Annotated in this window: 28 protein-coding genes, 1 tRNA gene and 1 pseudogene; 20 read left to right on the forward strand and 10 right to left on the reverse strand. The window is 63.8% G+C overall.

Annotated elements, in window-relative coordinates; all coding sequences use genetic code 11:
• Positions 1-6: 6 nt before the first annotated feature.
• Positions 7-252 (reverse strand): DUF2171 domain-containing protein, encoded by a 246-nt coding sequence (locus CEQ44_RS22375; RefSeq protein ID WP_088184149.1) that lies wholly within the window; start codon positions 250-252, stop codon positions 7-9.
• A 59-nt stretch (positions 253-311) separates the two neighbouring features.
• Here CEQ44_RS22375 and CEQ44_RS22380 point away from each other — a divergent pair, with 59 nt between their 5' ends.
• The 8 genes and pseudogenes from CEQ44_RS22380 to CEQ44_RS22415 all read left to right on the forward strand — a co-directional run bounded on the left by CEQ44_RS22380 (position 312) and on the right by CEQ44_RS22415 (position 4,113).
• The gene (locus CEQ44_RS22380; RefSeq protein WP_088184148.1) at positions 312-587 is read left to right on the forward strand and encodes a hypothetical protein; all 276 of its coding nucleotides are present in this window, start codon (positions 312-314) and stop codon (positions 585-587) included.
• Between the two features lie 11 nt (positions 588-598).
• Positions 599-1,651, forward strand: a complete 1,053-nt coding sequence (locus tag CEQ44_RS22385; RefSeq protein WP_088184147.1) for a ribonucleotide-diphosphate reductase subunit beta — start codon at positions 599-601, stop codon at positions 1,649-1,651.
• A 103-nt stretch (positions 1,652-1,754) separates the two neighbouring features.
• Positions 1,755-1,949: pseudogene (locus CEQ44_RS22390) on the forward strand (DUF4160 domain-containing protein); the annotation flags it as partial.
• The gene (locus CEQ44_RS22395; RefSeq protein WP_088184146.1) at positions 1,942-2,205 is read left to right on the forward strand and encodes a DUF2442 domain-containing protein; all 264 of its coding nucleotides are present in this window, start codon (positions 1,942-1,944) and stop codon (positions 2,203-2,205) included. The pseudogene CEQ44_RS22390 and the gene CEQ44_RS22395, both read left to right, overlap by 8 nt.
• Positions 2,206-2,321: 116 nt before the next feature.
• Positions 2,322-2,468 carry a DUF2442 domain-containing protein gene (locus CEQ44_RS25185; RefSeq protein WP_254913849.1) on the forward strand — a complete coding sequence of 49 codons (147 nt, stop codon included), beginning with the start codon at positions 2,322-2,324 and terminating at the stop codon, positions 2,466-2,468.
• A gap of 69 nt (positions 2,469-2,537) precedes the next feature.
• Positions 2,538-2,804, forward strand: a complete 267-nt coding sequence (locus CEQ44_RS22405) for a hypothetical protein (protein ID WP_088184145.1) — start codon at positions 2,538-2,540, stop codon at positions 2,802-2,804.
• A gap of 24 nt (positions 2,805-2,828) precedes the next feature.
• Complete coding sequence (locus tag CEQ44_RS22410; protein ID WP_254913848.1) at positions 2,829-3,029, forward strand: hypothetical protein; 201 nt, start codon at positions 2,829-2,831, stop codon at positions 3,027-3,029.
• A gap of 409 nt (positions 3,030-3,438) precedes the next feature.
• Entirely contained in the window at positions 3,439-4,113 is a 675-nt protein-coding gene (locus CEQ44_RS22415; RefSeq protein WP_088184144.1) for a glycine zipper 2TM domain-containing protein, read from the forward strand.
• A 4-nt stretch (positions 4,114-4,117) separates the two neighbouring features.
• Here CEQ44_RS22415 and CEQ44_RS22420 read toward each other — a convergent pair whose 3' ends face one another.
• Together CEQ44_RS22420 and CEQ44_RS22425 are read right to left on the reverse strand one after the other, a co-directional pair.
• Positions 4,118-4,735 (reverse strand): thermonuclease family protein, encoded by a 618-nt coding sequence (locus CEQ44_RS22420; protein WP_176400316.1) that lies wholly within the window; start codon positions 4,733-4,735, stop codon positions 4,118-4,120.
• A gap of 294 nt (positions 4,736-5,029) precedes the next feature.
• A complete protein-coding gene (locus tag CEQ44_RS22425) occupies positions 5,030-5,332 on the reverse strand; it encodes a hypothetical protein (protein ID WP_088184143.1) in 303 nt (100 codons plus the stop codon).
• 153 nt (positions 5,333-5,485) lie between these two features.
• On the opposite strand from CEQ44_RS22425, the gene CEQ44_RS22430 reads away from it, so the two are divergent.
• The 5 genes from CEQ44_RS22430 to CEQ44_RS22450 all read left to right on the forward strand — a co-directional run bounded on the left by CEQ44_RS22430 (position 5,486) and on the right by CEQ44_RS22450 (position 8,517).
• Entirely contained in the window at positions 5,486-5,866 is a 381-nt protein-coding gene (locus CEQ44_RS22430; RefSeq protein WP_088184142.1) for a RidA family protein, read from the forward strand.
• A gap of 15 nt (positions 5,867-5,881) precedes the next feature.
• A complete protein-coding gene (locus CEQ44_RS22435; protein WP_088184141.1) occupies positions 5,882-6,238 on the forward strand; it encodes an ArsC family reductase in 357 nt (118 codons plus the stop codon).
• Positions 6,235-7,287, forward strand: coding sequence for a glycerophosphodiester phosphodiesterase (locus tag CEQ44_RS22440; RefSeq protein WP_088184140.1), 1,053 nt, complete (start codon positions 6,235-6,237; stop codon positions 7,285-7,287). Before CEQ44_RS22435 ends, CEQ44_RS22440 begins: the two co-directional genes overlap by 4 nt.
• Positions 7,288-7,390: 103 nt before the next feature.
• Positions 7,391-7,819 carry an Rrf2 family transcriptional regulator gene (locus CEQ44_RS22445; RefSeq protein WP_088184139.1) on the forward strand — a complete coding sequence of 143 codons (429 nt, stop codon included), beginning with the start codon at positions 7,391-7,393 and terminating at the stop codon, positions 7,817-7,819.
• A gap of 38 nt (positions 7,820-7,857) precedes the next feature.
• A complete protein-coding gene (locus CEQ44_RS22450; protein ID WP_088184138.1) occupies positions 7,858-8,517 on the forward strand; it encodes an MBL fold metallo-hydrolase in 660 nt (219 codons plus the stop codon).
• Here CEQ44_RS22450 and CEQ44_RS22455 read toward each other — a convergent pair whose 3' ends face one another.
• Entirely contained in the window at positions 8,518-8,949 is a 432-nt protein-coding gene (locus CEQ44_RS22455; RefSeq protein WP_088184137.1) for an MAPEG family protein, read from the reverse strand.
• Between the two features lie 216 nt (positions 8,950-9,165).
• Here CEQ44_RS22455 and rpmF point away from each other — a divergent pair, with 216 nt between their 5' ends.
• The 5 genes from rpmF to CEQ44_RS22480 all read left to right on the forward strand — a co-directional run bounded on the left by rpmF (position 9,166) and on the right by CEQ44_RS22480 (position 12,240).
• A complete protein-coding gene (gene rpmF / locus CEQ44_RS22460; RefSeq protein ID WP_066606737.1) occupies positions 9,166-9,345 on the forward strand; it encodes a 50S ribosomal protein L32 in 180 nt (59 codons plus the stop codon).
• Positions 9,346-9,379: 34 nt separating this feature from the next.
• Positions 9,380-10,438 (forward strand): phosphate acyltransferase PlsX, encoded by a 1,059-nt coding sequence (gene plsX, locus CEQ44_RS22465; RefSeq protein ID WP_088184136.1) that lies wholly within the window; start codon positions 9,380-9,382, stop codon positions 10,436-10,438.
• Entirely contained in the window at positions 10,435-11,403 is a 969-nt protein-coding gene (locus CEQ44_RS22470) for a beta-ketoacyl-ACP synthase III (RefSeq protein WP_088184135.1), read from the forward strand. The genes plsX and CEQ44_RS22470 overlap by 4 nt, the downstream gene beginning before the upstream one ends.
• Before the next feature lie 107 nt (positions 11,404-11,510).
• A complete protein-coding gene (gene ihfA, locus CEQ44_RS22475) occupies positions 11,511-11,807 on the forward strand; it encodes an integration host factor subunit alpha (RefSeq protein ID WP_066606727.1) in 297 nt (98 codons plus the stop codon).
• A gap of 82 nt (positions 11,808-11,889) precedes the next feature.
• Positions 11,890-12,240, forward strand: a complete 351-nt coding sequence (locus CEQ44_RS22480; protein ID WP_088184134.1) for a MerR family transcriptional regulator — start codon at positions 11,890-11,892, stop codon at positions 12,238-12,240.
• A gap of 6 nt (positions 12,241-12,246) precedes the next feature.
• Here the strand turns inward: CEQ44_RS22480 and CEQ44_RS22485 are convergent, their stop codons facing one another.
• The 3 genes from CEQ44_RS22485 to CEQ44_RS22495 are packed head-to-tail and all read right to left on the reverse strand — an operon-like array spanning position 12,247 to position 13,862.
• Entirely contained in the window at positions 12,247-12,648 is a 402-nt protein-coding gene (locus tag CEQ44_RS22485; RefSeq protein WP_088184133.1) for a hypothetical protein, read from the reverse strand.
• A gap of 51 nt (positions 12,649-12,699) precedes the next feature.
• Complete coding sequence (gene gloB, locus CEQ44_RS22490; protein WP_088184230.1) at positions 12,700-13,422, reverse strand: hydroxyacylglutathione hydrolase; 723 nt, start codon at positions 13,420-13,422, stop codon at positions 12,700-12,702.
• A gap of 5 nt (positions 13,423-13,427) precedes the next feature.
• Complete coding sequence (locus tag CEQ44_RS22495; protein WP_088184132.1) at positions 13,428-13,862, reverse strand: VOC family protein; 435 nt, start codon at positions 13,860-13,862, stop codon at positions 13,428-13,430.
• Between the two features lie 104 nt (positions 13,863-13,966).
• On the opposite strand from CEQ44_RS22495, the gene CEQ44_RS22500 reads away from it, so the two are divergent.
• Positions 13,967-14,674, forward strand: a complete 708-nt coding sequence (locus CEQ44_RS22500) for an SIMPL domain-containing protein (protein ID WP_088184131.1) — start codon at positions 13,967-13,969, stop codon at positions 14,672-14,674.
• Between the two features lie 9 nt (positions 14,675-14,683).
• Here CEQ44_RS22500 and CEQ44_RS22505 read toward each other — a convergent pair whose 3' ends face one another.
• The 3 genes from CEQ44_RS22505 to CEQ44_RS22515 all read right to left on the reverse strand — a co-directional run bounded on the left by CEQ44_RS22505 (position 14,684) and on the right by CEQ44_RS22515 (position 16,654).
• Positions 14,684-14,929 (reverse strand): hypothetical protein, encoded by a 246-nt coding sequence (locus CEQ44_RS22505; RefSeq protein ID WP_254913847.1) that lies wholly within the window; start codon positions 14,927-14,929, stop codon positions 14,684-14,686.
• Positions 14,930-15,017: 88 nt separating this feature from the next.
• Complete coding sequence (locus CEQ44_RS22510; protein ID WP_088184130.1) at positions 15,018-15,887, reverse strand: tetratricopeptide repeat protein; 870 nt, start codon at positions 15,885-15,887, stop codon at positions 15,018-15,020.
• Complete coding sequence (locus tag CEQ44_RS22515) at positions 15,887-16,654, reverse strand: alpha/beta fold hydrolase (RefSeq protein ID WP_254913846.1); 768 nt, start codon at positions 16,652-16,654, stop codon at positions 15,887-15,889. The genes CEQ44_RS22510 and CEQ44_RS22515 overlap by 1 nt, the downstream gene beginning before the upstream one ends.
• A 131-nt stretch (positions 16,655-16,785) precedes the next feature.
• Here CEQ44_RS22515 and CEQ44_RS22520 point away from each other — a divergent pair.
• A tRNA-Leu gene (locus tag CEQ44_RS22520) sits at positions 16,786-16,872 on the forward strand.
• Positions 16,873-16,942: the final 70 nt, after the last annotated feature.

Below are 16,942 nucleotides of genomic sequence, written 5' to 3' on the forward strand. Positions count from 1 at the left end.
TTCGCCCTATTCTTCCTCTTCAAACGTCACCGCGACGTCGGCATTGGCGCTCAGGCGCACCGTGCCGTCATCCTCGACCGCCGCGATCAGGCCCTGGCTGATATAATGATGATGTCCCTTATGGCTGCCTTCCCCGCTGTCCTTCTTGGTCAGCTTGATCCGGTCACCGTCCATATGGTCGACGGTGCCGACATGGACGCCATCGGCGCCGATCACTTCGGCATGTTCCTTGATGCTGGTCAGGTCGACCATGATATTTCTCCTGTACGGGGGGTAACGAGCGTTGAACGCGCAGCGGCGGAGATGGTCGCATGACCGACGGGCGCATCTTTCTCGCGGTTGTCGCGGTCATTGCCTTGGGGGTGTTTGTAAACGGTCTGCGCTTTGCTCGCATGACTACGAACCCCTTCGTTGGCCGTAAGCTGTTTGGAATGCCGATAGAAGGTTCAGAGCTGCCGTTGGGTCGGCTCAACCTGATCGGCAAAATCCAGATGATTGTTGCACCACTATTTTTTGTTTTTGCCTGCGCCCTGACTTTCGGATTTCTCGGCCCTGTTGAGGGCATCGAAACAATCAAATTACATTAAGGACGAACCCCATGCCTCTTCTCCAAGCCTCCAAGGTGTACAAGCCCTTCGAATATCCCTGGGCCTATGAATATTGGAAGCGCCAGCAGCAGTTGCACTGGCTGCCCGAGGAAGTGCCCTTGGGTGAGGATTGCCGCGACTGGGCGCAGAAGCTGTCCGATCATGAGCGCAACCTGCTGACGCAGATTTTCCGCTTCTTCACCCAGGCCGACGTGGAAGTGCAGGATTGCTACCACGAAAAATATGGCCGCGTGTTCAAGCCGACCGAGGTCAAGATGATGCTGACCGCGTTCAGCAACATGGAAACCGTCCACATCGCCGCCTACTCGCATCTGCTCGACACGATCGGGATGCCCGAAAGCGAATATAGCGCCTTCATGCAGTATAAGGAAATGAAGGACAAACACGACTATCTGCAACAATTCGGCGTCGACACGGACGAGGATATTGCCCGCACGCTCGCCATGTTTGGCGGCTTTACCGAAGGGCTGCAGCTCTTCGCCTCCTTCGCGATGCTGATGAACTTCCCGCGCTTCAACAAGATGAAAGGCATGGGCCAGATCGTCACCTGGTCGATCCGCGACGAAACGCTCCATTGCGAGGGCATCATCAAGCTGTTCCACGCCTTCTGTGCGGAACGCAACTGCCTGACCCCCGCGGTCAAGGACGACATCATGGACATGTGCCAGAAGACCGTCCGCATCGAGGACGCCTTTGTCGATCTCGTCTTCGAAATGGGGCCGGTGCCTGGCATGACGCCCAAGGACATCAAGAAATATGTCCGCTACATCGCCGACTGGCGCCTGGGTCAGCTCGGCCTGAAACCCATCTACATGATCGACGAGCATCCGCTCCCCTGGCTCGCCCCGATGCTGAACGGCGTCGAGCACGCCAATTTCTTCGAAACCCGTTCGACCGAATATTCCAAGGGCGCGACGCGCGGGCAGTGGAACGACGTCTGGGACGCCTTCGACCGCCGCCAGAAGATCAAGGGCAGCGACGCGGCCAACACGGACGAGGCCGACCCCGATATGTTCAAGGCGGCAGGCATCGCGGCGGAGTGAAACGACGCGGCGGTTGTTGAAGGAGGGAGACTATGCCGATCATCTCCCTCTTTTTCGGCATCGTCATTCGGATATATCGTGACGATAATCACCGCCGCATTTTCATGCCAGCTATCACGGTTTTGCGGCTTTCGTCGCCATCGCGACCGGCGAGATCATTGCGGGCGGCCTTGCCCAAAAGGCGTCGCGGATCGTGCAGCAATGGGCGCTGGACCACAGTGCCGAACGCAGGGCAAAGTGGCATTGCAGCGAAGCGTTGCTGCCGAGGGAAATGATCCCCGGAGCCGATCTTGATTAAGATCACCCATATCCAGCCCGCCGGTCCGGCCCAACTCGACCTGACCTTCAGCGATGGCAGCGCCGCGCACTGGTCGGCCGCCGATCTGATCGCCCGCAGCACGGAACTGACCGCGCCGCTGGCGGACCCCGCCTATTTCTCCCGCGCCTTTATCGAAGCCGGCGCGCTCGCCTGGCCCAACGGCCTTGAACTCTCGCCGACAGCGCTGCACCAGCGCTTGAGCGAAGCAGGCATGTTGCGCAAAGCAGCGGCTTGAGCGAACTATATCGCTTCCCCGACTGCACCCCTCGCTGTCCGTTTTGATGACCACAGTTTCTGGATCAATCTCGAAGATGGTCGCACGCTGGGGTGCCGCTTGCCTGGTTTCCGCGCTTGCTGCACGCGACGCCCGATCGGCGGGCGCAGGTCGAGATGAGTCCGAGCGGCCTCCATTGGGAAGACATAGACGAAGACATTTCCATCGCCGGTCTGCTGGCGGAGCGTGGCGACCAGACCCGATCGCGCAAAGCCGCCGCCTGACGCCAAATGTCGGGTCCATAACGGACTCATCTCCCGCCAAAACGGCGCGAATCGCTTTATGTTCGCCTCATGGCCGAGCTACCTCCGATCCCTCAAACGCCCCTCCACCACATCTATATCTGCAATGTCTGCGGCAGCGACCATGTCACGCGCGACGCCTGCGCGGCGTGGGACGTGGCGGCGCAGGAGTGGGTGCGGGAGGTCGCCTTCGACCAGAGCTGGTGCCATCGCTGCATGAGCGCCACGCGGCTCGACCAAGTCGTGCTGACCAGCCCCATCACCTTCGCCGCGCCCGACACCGGCCCCTATCCCGATAGGGCCACGTCGCGAGGGTGAGGCTTCCTTAACCCCGCGCGCCTTATGCTGCGCTCCATGTTTTTCGGCGTCCGCCTCCGCTCGATCTTCACCAGCCGCTGGTTCGCGCTGCTCTGGGCAATATTGGTGATACTCACCGCGATCCAGTTCGTCGGCTCCGCTGACGAAGGCCAGGGCGTACAGGGTGACAACGCCGCCGACGGCCTCACCAACGAACAGCGCGCCGCCCTCGCCAACGCGCTCTGACACCCATAAAGCGATTTGCGGTCAAACGGGATCGGTTGACGGGTAGGGCATCGCCTCACACCCATAAATCAGAGCGGAGGATCCGACGCAGTCGGGTCACCAACAGCTCCAGCGTCTTCTACAAACCCGACGCCTTCCGCCAGCGCACGCCTACGCGCAACCGCCACGCTATGATAGTTCGGCTCTTGCCTATCGGCAGCTTGCCATCGGGCCGATACAAAGCGCGCCGATACAAAGGAAGATCGCCATGCGCAAAATCTGCCATGGTCGATATGTAAAAAGGCCGGATCGTTCCTGCCGCCGCCGCCCCTGTCCCCGGACTGAACGGCGCGTTTTGTTCCGTTCATGCAACATTCCCTATCACCGCGGGTTCTATCGCCACGCTACCAAGAGGCAAGGACACCCGCCCATGACATTTTCGTTCAAACAAGCCATCGCCGCTCTGTCGCTCGGCGCGATGGCGATGACCGGCATTGCCGCTACCCCGGCCTTCGCCCAACCCGGCCAGGACAATCGTGAACGGCGCGAAGACCGCCGCGACAATCGCCAGGACAATCGCCAGGACAGGCGTGACGATCGTCGCGACGTGCGTCAGGACCGCAGGGAAGTACGCCAGGACCGTCGCGAAGTGCGGCGCGATGTCCGTCAGGATCGCCGTGAAGTCCGTCGCGATGTGCGCCAGGACAGGCGCGTCGATCGCCGCGATGATCGTCGCACCTGGCGGCCCGATCGCCCCGGCGTGCGGCCCGGCAATATCCGTCCCGGCCGCCCGGTCTACAGCTATGACTGGAACCGCCCCGACCCGCGCTATGGCCGGTCCTATCGCCCCGACCGCTATTATCGCACCGGTTACGCGCCGATCCGGGTCGATCGCCGCACCCGCATCTATCGCGGCAACGACAACCGCTATTATTGCCGCCGTTCGGATGGCACTACTGGCCTGATCGTCGGCGCAGCGCTGGGCGGCCTGCTCGGCAACCAGCTGGCGCAGGGCCAGTCCAACATATTGGGCACGCTAATCGGTGGCGGTGCCGGCGCTTTGCTGGGCCGCGAAATCGACCGCGGCGGCGTCAATTGCCGCTAAGCACCTAACACCAAGGGTGGCGACCGCCATCCCATGGGCGGGCCAGTCCTTCGGCAACCAATTGGTCGCCGATCGACTGGCCTTCTCGCGTCACGATCCGCAGCGCCCGCCCATAACGGTCCGTGTCGCGATCCGCGTTCTCTAGCGAAAAGGCGCCATCATTCATCAGCACCTGCAACCGTCGCGTTGCGCGCGCGCCAAGTTGGCCCTCCGCCGCGCAACGCGGTCCATGGGTTTCGGGCGTGTCGATGTCGGCGATGCGATATTTGTCGCCGCGGAACCAGAATGTGTCGCCATCGACCACGCAATTGGTCCCGCCGCCGCTATGGCAAAAGCCAAAATTGCCCGACAGCCTGTCTGTCGCAACAACTGGTGTCGGCGCGGCCGGCGTCTGTACGGCCACCGTCGGCAGGCTGAACCGATCGATCCAGCCCGGCCCATAATGGCCCAGCAACAGCGCCAGGCACAGCAGGTAGATCAGTGCCGGTCCGCTTAACCCGCGGCGACGCGCTGGCGCGGATCGAAGTCGCCCTGCCCCCGCGCGCCGGGCCTCCGCGACCCACGCCTGCTGCACCTTGCCTTTTTGCGACGGCCGCTGCTGCCCATTCCATCTGTTCGCCATGCCCCCGCCTTAGCGAGCGCCTGGAAAACAGGGCGTTAAAGCCGCTCCAGCTTTTCACCGATCCGGCGTCGAAAGGATTTGACCCGCCTCAATGCCACATACTCCGGTGCCGCCATGCTGGGCGAAACCCTTTAAAATGGAGCCGAATGGATGACGCCGCCGCCGAGCCTCGCCCGAACTAGCCGATCGATGCACGCTAGCGATCGTCTGTGCCATCGCAGCGCAGGCGCATATCAGTCCTCCGCCGGGTAAGGCCATGGCCCAGACGATGGGCAATAAGGCGCGCCTGGTCGGTTATTCTTCGTCCTCGTCGTCGGTCCGCCCCATTTCCTCCTCTTCGTCATCCATCTGCGGCTCGCCGGCATAGGCGTCCATGTCGATCCGGCCGGACCGGTTCATTTCGTTCATCTTGTCGACCAGGTCGGGCACGTCGTCGGGGATGATCTGGGCCAGGTTGGTGCGGCCGCCATGCTCACTCTCTTCCGCCAGATCGGTGGCGCGCGCCCGCGCATCGTCCGCGACGTCCTGCGCTTGGGTGCCGGCCTCGGCCTGCTCCTTATTCTCTTCCAATTCGCGGTCGGGGGTAGGGCGGTCCATCTTATGTCTCCTTGGGCCTGATGCCTGATCTGTTCCCAACGGCCGGGCGCGCCCGCCGTTCCGGGGAAATTGCTGGCCGGGAAATCACTGGACAGCCTTTGGACAAGGGGGCAAAGGCCGCTCTGATCCTTTCGCACTGCAGCAGGAATCCGAATGCCCCGCCAGCTCATTTCCTCCGGCTCGCCCTTCGAGGCGCAGGTCGGCTATTCGCGCGCCGTCGTACAGGGCGACTGGTGCTTTGTCGCCGGCACCACCGGCACCGATCCTGAAACCAAGATCATGCCGGACGATGTGGTGGCGCAGGGCAGGAACGCGCTCAAGGTGATCGGCAAGGCGCTGGAGGAGGCGGGCTTTGCCTTCGCCGATGTGGTGCGCGTCACCTATTATATCACCGACGCGGCCTATTGGGACGTGATGGGCGACATTGCGGGCCCCGTGTTCGGCGACATCCGCCCCGCGGCCAGCTGCGTCGTCGCCGGCCTCGTCAAGCCGGACATGAAAATCGAAATCGAAGTCACCGCCTTCAAAGGGTAACAGGAGCACGGCATCATGATTACCATGTATGGCATCAAAAATTGCGACACGATCAAGAAGGCCCGCAACTGGCTGGATAATGAGCGGGTCAGCTACAGCTTCCACGATTATAAGGTCGCCGGCGTCGACAAGGGCAAGCTGGAGGAATGGGTGATGGAACATGGCTGGGAAACCATCCTCAACCGCTCCGGCACCACCTTCAAGGCGCTGGATGCGGGCGACAAGGCGCATATCGACGCGGACAAGGCGATCCTGCTGATGATCACCAACCCGTCGATGATTAAGCGTCCCATCCTCGACACCGGCCGCGAAACCATCATCGGGTTCAAGGCGACCACCTATGAAAATGCGCTCCAGGGCGTGAAGGCATGATCGGGCGGGGGCTGGCGCGCATCACACTGTTTCTGCTGATGAGCCTCATCTCCCTTTCTGCGACCCCATCGGCGTTGGCAGCCGAACCGATCCTGATCGCCCATCGGGGCGCCAGCGGCGAACGGCCCGAACATACGCTCGCCGCCTATGAGCGCGCGATCGACCAGGGGGCAGACTATATCGAGCCGGACCTGGTGCTCACCAAGGACGGCGTGCTGGTCGCCCGGCATGAAAATGAGATTGGCGGCACCACCGACGTCGCCGATCATCCCGAATTCGCCGATCGCAAGACGAGCAAGACGATCGACGGCGTCGCCATGGTCGGCTGGTTCACCGAGGACTTCACCCTCGCCGAACTGCGCACCCTGCGCGCGCGCGAACGGCTGCCCGATGTCCGCCCGGCCAACCGGCGTTTCGACGATCTCTATCCGATCCCGACCTTCGAAGAGATTTTGAAGCTGGTTCGCGCCAAGGAGGCCGAAACCGGTCGCCGCATCGGCCTCTATCCCGAAACCAAGCATCCGAGCTATTTTGCGGGCCTCGGCCTGCCGCATCAGGCGGCTTTGCTCGATCTGCTCAGCCGCTACGGCTATCAGGGCGAGGCCGACCCGGTCTTCATCCAGTCCTTCGAAGTCGGTAATCTCAAGGCCCTGCGCGCGGCCACGCGGCTGCGCCTCATCCAGCTGATCGATGCGGAGGGCGGCCCGGCCGACCTGCCCGGTACGACCTATGCGGACATGCTGACGGTCCAGGGTCTCACCGACATCGCCACCTATGCCGATGGCGTCGGTCCGTCGGCGGCGCTGGTAATCGCGCCCGAAGGCCCGACTGCGCTGGTCGGCCGCGCTCATGATGCGGGCTTGCAGGTCCATGTCTGGACGCTGCGGATGGAAAACAGCTTCCTGCCGCCGCAATATCAGCGCGCCGACGATCCGCAGGGCCGCGGCGACTTCGCCTCCTGGGTCCGTGCTATCGCGGCGACCGGCGTGGATGGCATCTTCAGCGACTTCCCCGGACAGGCGAAGGCCGCTTTGGAGCCTGCCCGCTAGTCGGACAAGGCGTTCTTCATTCTGCGGCCTCCAGCCCGAAAACTTCTTTCGCTCTTGCCTCGCTTGACTTGCCAAAGCAGCCGCGGGCGCGAATAACGGACCCATGTTGTCCCAGAAGACCCGTTACGCCATCCGTGCGCTTCAGCATCTGGCCGATCGCTACCGCCAGGGTCCGGTGCCCCTCAACGAAATCGCGACGCGCCAGAATATTCCGTCCAAATTCCTGACGGTGATCCTGTCCGAATTGTCGCGCGAAGGGCTGGTCGCGACCCAGCGGGGGCGGGACGGGGGCTATTGGCTGGCGCTGGCGCCGGTGGACGTCAGCTATGGCGACATTGTCCGGCTGACCCGCGGTTCGCTCGCGTTGACGCCTTGCGCCAGCCGCTTCGCTCATGAAAGCTGCACCAACTGCCTGCCCGAATCGGAATGTCGGCTGCATCGCGTGATGCTGCGCGTGCGCGACGAAACCGCCAAGGTGCTGGACAGCATCAGCCTGGCCGAACCGTTCGCGGTGACCGACGACGCGGCCTGACCCTTGCGTCTGCCCGTCACCTTCGCCACATCAGCGCCATGACTACGCCGCCGCTCAAAGCCGTCCTGATCCCCGTCACCCCGTTGCAGCAGAACTGCACCCTCTTCTGGTGCACGCAAACGATGCGCGGCGCTTTTGTCGATCCGGGCGGCGACCTGCCGGTGCTCAAGAAGGCGGCTGTCGATCAGGGCGTGACGATCGAGAAGATTCTCGTCACCCACGGCCATATCGACCATTGCGGCCAGGCCGGCTTGCTGGCGCGTGACCTCAATGTCCCGATCGAAGGGCCGCATGAGGATGATCGCTTCTGGATCGACCGGCTGCCGCAGGACGGCGAGCGCTGGGGCTTGCCGGGCGAGAGTTTCGAGCCGGATCGCTGGCTGAGCGATGGCGATCAGGTGACGGTCGGCCATCTGACCTTCGACGTCTATCATTGTCCCGGTCACACGCCCGGCCATGTCGTCTTCCACCACGCGCCCAGCAAACTCGCCATCGTGGGCGACGTGCTGTTCCAGGGATCGATCGGGCGCACGGACTTCCCGCGCGGCAATCATCAGGATTTGATCGACGCCATCACCGGCAAGCTGTGGCCACTGGGCGGCGAGACGGCGTTCGTCCCCGGCCATGGCCAGATGAGCAATTTCGCCCATGAACGGCGCACCAACCCCTATGTCGCCGATTCGGTTCTGGCAGGGTAACTACCCCCGCGCCGCCATGGCGGGCGGCACTGGCATTTCCCGCGTCGCTCCATAGGCGATCGTCAGAGCGGCGATCGCCATCGCCACCATGACGCCCCAAGTCAGCAGCGCGCCACCCGCGCGCCACAGCGTGGGCCTATCCGCGTCCATGCCGAACGCATGGGCGACCCGCGCCACCACATAGACCAGCGCCCCGATCCACAGCCATAGCGACGCACCCACCGCCATCTCCACCAGCGCGAAGAGAATCAGTACGATCGGCGTATATTCCACGAAATTGGCGTGCGCGCGCATCCGCCGCGCCAGCAGGCTGTTGCCCGCATCGCCATGCATCACCTTGTCGGCGATGCGAATCCGCGCACAGCGAGTCGCGATCCACAGGTTGAGCAGCCCGCAGGCCGCGGCAAAGGTCAGTGTGATCGGCAGCAGCATGGACTATCCCCTCGTTTCCAGCGCCGTACCCTAACCGGCATGGGCGATCCGGCAAGGCCAAAGGGAAGAAACCCTTGCGCCCCGAACAAAAAGCGCTATAGGCGCAGGGCTTCGCGATCACCGGGCCGCATGGGTCTGCGGCGCCGTTGGCGTCAGCTTTTCTGTTCGGAACTGGCCGGTCGCACAACTTGATATTATACGGAACAAGGTGCCGACATGGCTGTCCCCAAAAGGAAAACGTCCCCCTCCAAGCGCGGCATGCGCCGTAGCCACGATTCGCTGCGCGTCGAAGCATTCCAGGAATGCTCCAATTGCGGCGAACTGAAGCGTCCTCACAATCTGTGCGACGCCTGCGGGCATTATAACGGCCGCGAAATCGTCGCCGTTGGGGCGTAAGCCCATCCCCATCTCCGTAAAGGGGTGATCTTAAGTGTCCAGTCAGCCGCGGATCGCAATCGACGCGATGGGCGGGGACGAAGGCGTGCGCGTGATGATGGCGGGTGTGGCTTTGGCCCGCCACCGTCATGACGGGCTGCGTTTCACCCTGTTTGGCGACGAGGTGCAGATCAAGGCTGCGCTCGACGGTCATCCCAATTTGCGGGCAGCCTCGGAAATCGTCCACGCCGATACCGTCGTGGCGGGCTCCGACAAGCCGAGCGTAGCGATTCGCAAGAAGAGCAGCTCGATGAGCATGGCGATCGCCGCCGTGAAATCGGGCCAGGCGGGCGCGGCCGTCTCCGCTGGCAATACCGGCGCGCTGATGGCGATGGCGAAGCTGGCGCTGCGCACCATGCCCGGCGTTGATCGCCCCGCGCTGGCGGCGCTGCTTCCCACGCTGGGCGACAATGACGTCGTGATGCTCGACCTGGGCGCCAATACCGGGTGCGACGCCCGCAACCTTGTCCAGTTCGCCGTGATGGGCGCGGCCTATTCGCGCATCGCCTTCGATCTGGAACGGCCGCGCGTACGCCTGCTCAACATCGGCACCGAAGACTTGAAGGGCACGGACGAGATCCGCGACGCCGCCGCCGTGCTGCGTAGCGCGACCAGCCTGCCGCTGCAATTTGACGGCTTCACCGAAGGCGACAAGATTGCGCGCGGCGACGCCGACGTGATCGTGTGCGACGGTTTTTCGGGCAATGTCGCGCTCAAGACGGCGGAGGGCACCGCCCGCTTCGTTACCGACGTCCTGCGCAAGGCGTTCACCAGTTCGATCCGCTCGAAGATCGGCTTCCTGATCTCGAAGCCCGCGATGCACCTGCTCAAACATCATCTCGACCCCAACAACCATAATGGCGCGGTCTTCCTTGGCCTCAATGGCGTGGTCGTGAAAAGCCATGGCAGCGCGAATGACAAGGGCATCGCCAACGCTGTCCATGTGGCCGCCCGCCTGCTGGAGGAAGACATCACCCGCCGGATCGCCGCCGACATGGCCGGCGTCCATGCGCTGTCGGCCGCTGCGTCCAAGTTGGAGCAGCCCGTCAAGTGATTCGTCGCTCCATCCTGCTCGGCACGGGCTCGGCCTTGCCCGTTCGTGCGGTCAGCAATGCCGAACTGGCGCAGACGGTCGATACCAGCGACGAATGGATCGTCGAGCGGACCGGCATCCGCAACCGCTATATCGCCGGCGAAGGCGAAACCACCGCCAGCCTGGCCGCCGATGCCGCGCGTCAGGCGATCGTGGCGGCAGGCCTGACCGCGCAGGACATCGACCTCATCATCCTGGCAACAGCGACCCCCGACCAGACCTTCCCCGCCGCCGCGACAAAGGTGCAGGCGGCGCTTGGCATAGACGATTGCGTCGCGTTCGACGTGGCGGCGGTCTGTTCTGGCTTTCTCTATGCCGTGACCGTGGCCGACAGCATGATCCGGTCGGGCGCGGCAACACGCGCGCTGGTGATCGGCGCGGAAACCTTCAGCCGCATCCTCGACTGGGAAGACCGCACCACCTGCGTCCTGTTCGGTGACGGCGCCGGCGCGGTTGTGCTGGGGGCGGAAGAGAGCGAAGAGGGCGCGCGTGGCATCCTGGCCGCCAAACTCCATGCCGATGGCCGCCACAACCAGCTTCTCTATGTCGATGGCGGACCGTCCACGACCCAGACCGTCGGCAAGCTGCGGATGCGCGGCCAGGAAGTGTTCCGCCACGCCGTCGTCAACCTCGCCTCCGTGCTCAAGGAGGTCATGGCCATCGCCGACTTGTCCACCGACGAAATCGACTGGCTGGTGCCGCATCAGGCCAATGCCCGTATCCTCGACGCGACCGCGCGCAAGCTCAAATTGTCGCCCGACCGGGTGGTGGTGACGGTTGATCGCCACGCCAACACCTCCGCCGCTTCGGTGCCGCTGGCGCTCGACTATGCGGTGCGCGATGGCCGGATCAAGCCCGGCGACCTGGTCGTGCTGGAAGCGATGGGCGGCGGCTTCACCTGGGGCGCCTGCGTCCTGCGCATCTAAGCCGGGGCGCAAGGCAGGCGGCGCTTGCCAAAGCCCTGCGAATCGATCACATTTCAGGTAGATCATCCGCGATGATGGTCGCCGGGGCGAAGAAGTGGGGATGGACTATGAGCGGCAATGCAACCTTGACGCGGGCGGACCTCGCTGAAAGCGTGAACCGCCATGTCGGCCTGTCGCGGGCGGAGGCCGCCGCGCTGGTCGAATCGATCCTCGAACATATGTCCTGCGCGCTCGAACGCGGTGAAAATGTGAAGATTTCCAGCTTCGGCACCTTCGTCCTGCGCGACAAGACGCAGCGCATGGGCCGCAATCCCAAGACCGGCGTCGAAGTGCCGATCGAACCGCGCCGGGTGCTCACCTTCCGCGCCAGCCAGACGATGCGCGACCGGGTCGCCTCGGTTTAATTGGCCACAGGCCGCTTTTCCAGCATTACCATTGCTTTACCATAGTTGACGTTCGGTCAATTATGAGTGCAACATCGCTGTCATGGAAAAGGCGGAGGGTGCATTTCTGACGATCAGCGAGCTGGCGGGCGAGCTTGGTCTTCCCCAGCATATCTTGCGCTATTGGGAAACGCGCTTTCCCCAGCTGCGACCGCTCCAGCGATCGGGCAACCGCCGCTATTATCGGCCCACCGACGTCGCACTCGCGCGCCGCATTCACCAACTGCTCAATGTTGAGGGCTTCACCGTCAAGGGCGCGCAAAAGGCCTTGGTGGACGGCAACGGCCATGCGCCGACCGTGCCCGTCGCCCAGGCTGCGCCACTGGACCCGTCGGATATTCTAGCGCGGCTCACGGCCATTCGTATGGCGCTCGCCAGGGCGATCGGCGACTGACCCTGCTTAGGGCTTGGGCGTGCGATAGGGGATGAAGTCGCCCAGCGCGCAGGCGCCGGTCGTGATGCCGGTCTGCAAATTGGCGGTGGTGGTGAAGTCGCCCCGGCACATTTGCGATCCATAGCTGCGCACGATCATCGTGTCGCCATAGGTCAGGCCGCTGCAACTGCCGATCAGTTCATTCTTGTAAACCAGCTTCCGGCTGACCCGGTAGAGCAGCACATTGTTGCTGATGACGGTCAGGTTGCTCTGCGGCTCGCGATTGATGCAGCTTACCTTCTCGCCGGCGACCTTGCCGGCCAGCGCCTTGTCCAGCTTCGCCGCCTGCTTGTCCGTCAGCGGCGTCGGCTCATAGCTGCCGGTGCAGGCCGCCAGCAGCAGCGGCGCCATCCCAATCCACACACGCATCGCGACTCTCCAATCCATTGACCGTAGGACGACGCTATAGCGCAAAAACCGTCAGGCCGCGTCCTTTGCCGCGCGCCGCTCCGCCAGTTGCGCCACATCGCGCGCGCGCATGAAGATGTTCGTTTCCCGCTCGATCCCGATGCTGGTGGGCACCGTCGCCTCGCCCCGCGCCCGCGCTGCTTCCACCGCCACGACACGCCGCGCCAGCGCGGCGTTGCCCGGCTCTACCCCCAACGCGAAGCGGCCGTTGGAGAGCGTATATTCATGCGCACAATAGACGATTGTATCGTCCGGCAGCCTGGCGAAGCGCGCCATGTTGGCGAACATCTGCGCCGGCGTCCCCTCGAACAACCGGCCGCAGCCCATGGCGAACAGCGTATCGCCGACAAAGATCATGCAGTCGTCGGCCAGATGATAGGCGATATGGCCCGCCGTATGCGCCGGCACCGCCATGACCGTGGCGACATGATCGCCGATCCGCACGCTGTCGCCCTCCCCCACGGTCCGGTCCAGCGTGCCGATCTTCTCCGCCTCCGCCGCCGGGCCGGTAATGACGCAGCTTGTGGCCGCCTTGATCGCCGCATTGCCGCCGACATGATCGCCATGCCAATGGGTGTTCCAGATCTGGCCGATGGTCCAGCCGCGCGCGGCCGCCGCCTGCAACACCGGCTCCGCCACCGCCGGATCGACCGCAACCGTCTCGCCGCTGCTGTCGTCATGGAGCAACCAGACATAATTGTCGGTGAGGACGGGGATGCGGACGACCTCGATCACGGCGCTCACCAGACGCCGATATTGGGCATCGACGTCCAGGGCTCGGCCGGTTCCAGCCGCCCGTCCTGCAACAATTCGATCGAAATATTATCGGGCGTCCGCACGAACGCCATATGCCCGTCGCGCGGCGGCCGGTTGATCGTCACGCCCGCGTCCATCAGCCGCTGGCAGGTGTCGTAGATATTCTCGACCCGGTAAGCGATATGGCCGAAATTGCGCCCGCCATCATAGACTTCGGCCGGACTGCCATCGACCGGCGGCCAGTTGTAGGTCAGTTCGACCTGCGCATCCTCGTCCCCCGGCGCGGCGAGATAGACCAGGGTAAACCGGCCCTGCTCGCTATCGAAGCGCTTGACCTCCTTCAGCCCCAGCAGCTCGAAAAAGGCGATGGTCTTGTCGACGTCACTGACGCGGATCATGCTATGCAGGAATTTGGGCAAGTCTTTCTCCGTTCGTCGCTATAAAGCAACGGTTCATCTCGGCGATCGTAGCTATGCTCCCAAGATAAGGTCGCGCATCACCAGACGGAAGAGGAAAGCGGACAATGACGTTGGAAATGCGAGACAAGATTTTGCTGGGCAGCGCGGCGCTGCTGGCTTTCGGGACGATCGCGGGCGGTTATCTGCTGGGCGACGGGCTGAAACGGGCCAAGGCGGCGGACCGCTCGGTCACAGTGCGGGGGCTGGCGGAAAAGGATGTGACGGCGGACTTGGCCACCTGGTCGATCAGCTATTCGGCGACCGGCTTCGACCTGCCCACTGTCCGCGCGGAGATTGATAATAATACGCGCGAATTACAGAGCTATTTTAATGGCCTGGGCTTTAAGCCTGGCGAGTTGACCCCGACCGGCGCGGGCGTGAACCAATATCTCAACAATGGTGTCAACAACATCACCATCACCCAGCGTATGCTGCTCCGCACGACCGACATCGCCCGCGCGCAGAAAGCCGTCGCGCAGCAATTCGACCTGGTCCGCCGCGGCGTGACGCTACAGGAAGGGTCGGGCATGAAATACAGCTTCACCAAGCTCAATGACGTCAAGCCTGACATGGTCGCCTCCGCCACCCGCGACGCCCGCGCCGCCGCCGAACAATTCGCCAAGGATTCAGGGTCAGGGGTAGGGGGCATCAAGAGCGCCACCCAAGGCTATTTCTCGATCGACGCCCGCGATGGCGAGGGCGGCGACGGATCGAGCGACACGCCCTACAAAAAGGTGCGCGTCGTCACGACCGTCGACTTCTACCTTAAATAAGGGACTTTTTCAGCACCGGCCCCGGCGGCGATCGCGGCGCGAACAGCGGTCGCTATCGTCGCCGATGACCGCGCCGACCGCGCCACCGATCGCGGCGCCTTCCACCGTGCCAAGGCCGGTGGCGCTACCCACGACCGCGCCGCCCGCGCCGCCGATCAGGCCGCCGCGCGTCGCGCCGCGCGAACAGGCAGTGGTCGCCATCGCGCCGACCAGCAGCAGGCCGATCGCCGCGCTCTTCTTCCAGTAACTGTCCAACTCGCTGTCTCCTTCATGCAATCCCGCTACGGACGAGCGAACGGGGCGGGGGCGAAAGCGGTTCCGTTACAAAGTCTTGCTGGCGTCTTTACTTGTTCGCTTTGGCGGCAGGCAACCGCGACAGATTGTCCGCCGCCGCCTTGCCCGCCGGCGCATCCGGGGCCAGTTTCACCGCCCGCGTCCAGGCTGCGCGGGCAATATCCTCATGATCGGTCAGGACGGCGATATTGCCTTCCTCCAGCGCCACGGAGGCGTCATCGGGCGACAATTGCACCGCCCGCGCGATATGCGCTTGCGCCAGGCTCATCTCGCCCGACCGCCGCGCCAGCGTCGCCGACAACAGCCAGCCCAGCGGATCTTTGGGGGCTTGCGCCAGAGCGACTTCCAGCGAATCGCGCGCCGCCTCCGGCTCGTTTAGTGCCACTAACGCCCGTGCCCGGTCCAGATGGACCTCGCCCTTCTCCAGCCCGTCGGGCAATCCACGCGCCAGCGCTGCGTCAAAATCGCCCCGCGCCTTGGGCAGGTCGCCGCTCGCCATTGCGGCATTACCCGCCTGCGCCCAAAGCCTCGCCGCCTCCACCATCTCGCCGCTGCGCTCGGCCTCCTCAGCCGCCTGCTCGAACGCGACGATCGCGGGCGTCCAGCGCTCGGCCCGCGCATAGGCAAAGCCCATACAATGGCGCGCATAGAAGCTGCCCCCGTCGATCCGCCATTTCTGGGCGAAGGCGACGCCGGCATCGGGCGACTCCATCGCCTGGTCCAGGCACGCCTGGAACGGCGCGGCGAACTTTGCGGGGATCGGCACCTTGCCGTCGGCTCTCGCCGGGGCTGCCGCCGCAGGCGTCGCCGCAGCAACAGCGGCAGCACGTTCCTCCTGCTTTTCCTTGCGGCTGCGGTTCATCACCGCTTCGGTTTCGGGGGAATAGGCCTGGAGCAGGAGCGGCAGGAAAAAGAGCATTAGGGGGTATCCACAATTTGGGCCAACAGGCTGGCGACGGTGCGGATCAACAGGGCAATGTCGCCGTCGCGGGACAGGCGGTGATCGCCGTCTTTAATCAGCAGCGTCTGCACATCGGATGAACGCACCAGCCCCGCCGTCTTCACCGCCACATACCAGGGCACGTCGCGATCCTGCTGGCCGTGGAGCAGCCGCACCGGGCAATCGATCCCGATGGGGCCCTCCAGCAGTCGCAACGCCTGCCCCGACTGCCAGAAGGTTAGCGTCGTGACATAGGGATCGTCGCTGTAGGGCGACGGCTCCTCGATCCGCCCCTCCGTCGCCAGCAGCGCCTTGTCCGCGTCGGTGAAGCCCCACTCAGTGAAATCAGGCGCGGCAGCGATGCCGACCAGCCCCACCACCCGGTCGGGCCGCGCCAGCGCCACCAGCAACGCCAGCCAGCCGCCCATGGACGATCCCACCAGCACCATCGGCCCTTCGACCAGCGCATCCAGCAATAGCAGCACGTCGTCGCGCCAGCTTGCCAATGTCCCGTCTGCAAACCGCCCCTCGCTGGCCCCGCAACCGGCATAGTCGAGCCGCATCATCGCGCGGCTCTGCGCCGTGGCCCACCGCTCCAGCGCGATGGCCTTGCCGCCCTCCATGTCCGACATATAACCCGGCAGGAAGATGATCGTCGGTCCGCTGCCGACCTGGTGCCGATAGGCTAGGCGCAGCCCATCGGGCCGGGCGAACAGCGCGGGCGGGGCGGCAGGGATAGCGTTCACAATCGGCATCCTTCATGATCTTACGATGGCGATGCCGCCTTAAACCGGCTTTTTGCAATGGCGAGAAAAATATTGAAGACAATGCGTTGACAGCTTTGGGGGACCCGGTTAGAGGCGCCCTCCTACCCCGTGCCCAGATGGCGGAATTGGTAGACGCACCAGCTTCAGGTGCTGGCGATCGCAAGGTCGTGGAGGTTCGAGTCCTCTTCTGGGCACCAGTCTTTCTAGGGGCTTGAAATCCTTAGAAAACATTGGAATTGCAGGCTTTTTGACAAGCGTCTAGTACAA

The sequence above is a fragment of the Sphingobium sp. Z007 genome (assembly GCF_900013425.1).
In the GTDB taxonomy this organism is placed as follows: domain Bacteria; phylum Pseudomonadota; class Alphaproteobacteria; order Sphingomonadales; family Sphingomonadaceae; genus Sphingobium.

Bases quoted from the DNA above. Each gene is read 5' to 3' on its own strand.
- CEQ44_RS22415 (WP_088184144.1), top strand. From the start codon at position 3,439: ATGACATTTTCGTTCAAACAAGCCATCGCCGCTCTGTCGCTCGGCGCG.
- CEQ44_RS22510 (WP_088184130.1), bottom strand. From the start codon at position 15,887: ATGCTCTTTTTCCTGCCGCTCCTGCTCCAGGCCTATTCCCCCGAAACC.
- CEQ44_RS22430 (WP_088184142.1), top strand. From the start codon at position 5,486: ATGCCCCGCCAGCTCATTTCCTCCGGCTCGCCCTTCGAGGCGCAGGTC.
- CEQ44_RS22455 (WP_088184137.1), bottom strand. From the start codon at position 8,949: ATGCTGCTGCCGATCACACTGACCTTTGCCGCGGCCTGCGGGCTGCTC.
- ihfA (WP_066606727.1), top strand. From the start codon at position 11,511: ATGAGCGGCAATGCAACCTTGACGCGGGCGGACCTCGCTGAAAGCGTG.
- CEQ44_RS22380 (WP_088184148.1), top strand. From the start codon at position 312: ATGACCGACGGGCGCATCTTTCTCGCGGTTGTCGCGGTCATTGCCTTG.
- CEQ44_RS22435 (WP_088184141.1), top strand. From the start codon at position 5,882: ATGATTACCATGTATGGCATCAAAAATTGCGACACGATCAAGAAGGCC.
- CEQ44_RS22445 (WP_088184139.1), top strand. From the start codon at position 7,391: ATGTTGTCCCAGAAGACCCGTTACGCCATCCGTGCGCTTCAGCATCTG.
- CEQ44_RS22480 (WP_088184134.1), top strand. From the start codon at position 11,890: ATGGAAAAGGCGGAGGGTGCATTTCTGACGATCAGCGAGCTGGCGGGC.
- CEQ44_RS22375 (WP_088184149.1), bottom strand. From the start codon at position 252: ATGGTCGACCTGACCAGCATCAAGGAACATGCCGAAGTGATCGGCGCC.
- CEQ44_RS22385 (WP_088184147.1), top strand. From the start codon at position 599: ATGCCTCTTCTCCAAGCCTCCAAGGTGTACAAGCCCTTCGAATATCCC.
- CEQ44_RS22440 (WP_088184140.1), top strand. From the start codon at position 6,235: ATGATCGGGCGGGGGCTGGCGCGCATCACACTGTTTCTGCTGATGAGC.
- CEQ44_RS22450 (WP_088184138.1), top strand. From the start codon at position 7,858: ATGACTACGCCGCCGCTCAAAGCCGTCCTGATCCCCGTCACCCCGTTG.
- CEQ44_RS22500 (WP_088184131.1), top strand. From the start codon at position 13,967: ATGACGTTGGAAATGCGAGACAAGATTTTGCTGGGCAGCGCGGCGCTG.
- CEQ44_RS22420 (WP_176400316.1), bottom strand. From the start codon at position 4,735: ATGGCGAACAGATGGAATGGGCAGCAGCGGCCGTCGCAAAAAGGCAAG.
- rpmF (WP_066606737.1), top strand. From the start codon at position 9,166: ATGGCTGTCCCCAAAAGGAAAACGTCCCCCTCCAAGCGCGGCATGCGC.
- CEQ44_RS22410 (WP_254913848.1), top strand. From the start codon at position 2,829: ATGCTGCGCTCCATGTTTTTCGGCGTCCGCCTCCGCTCGATCTTCACC.
- CEQ44_RS22425 (WP_088184143.1), bottom strand. From the start codon at position 5,332: ATGGACCGCCCTACCCCCGACCGCGAATTGGAAGAGAATAAGGAGCAG.
- CEQ44_RS22485 (WP_088184133.1), bottom strand. From the start codon at position 12,648: ATGCGTGTGTGGATTGGGATGGCGCCGCTGCTGCTGGCGGCCTGCACC.
- CEQ44_RS22405 (WP_088184145.1), top strand. From the start codon at position 2,538: ATGGCCGAGCTACCTCCGATCCCTCAAACGCCCCTCCACCACATCTAT.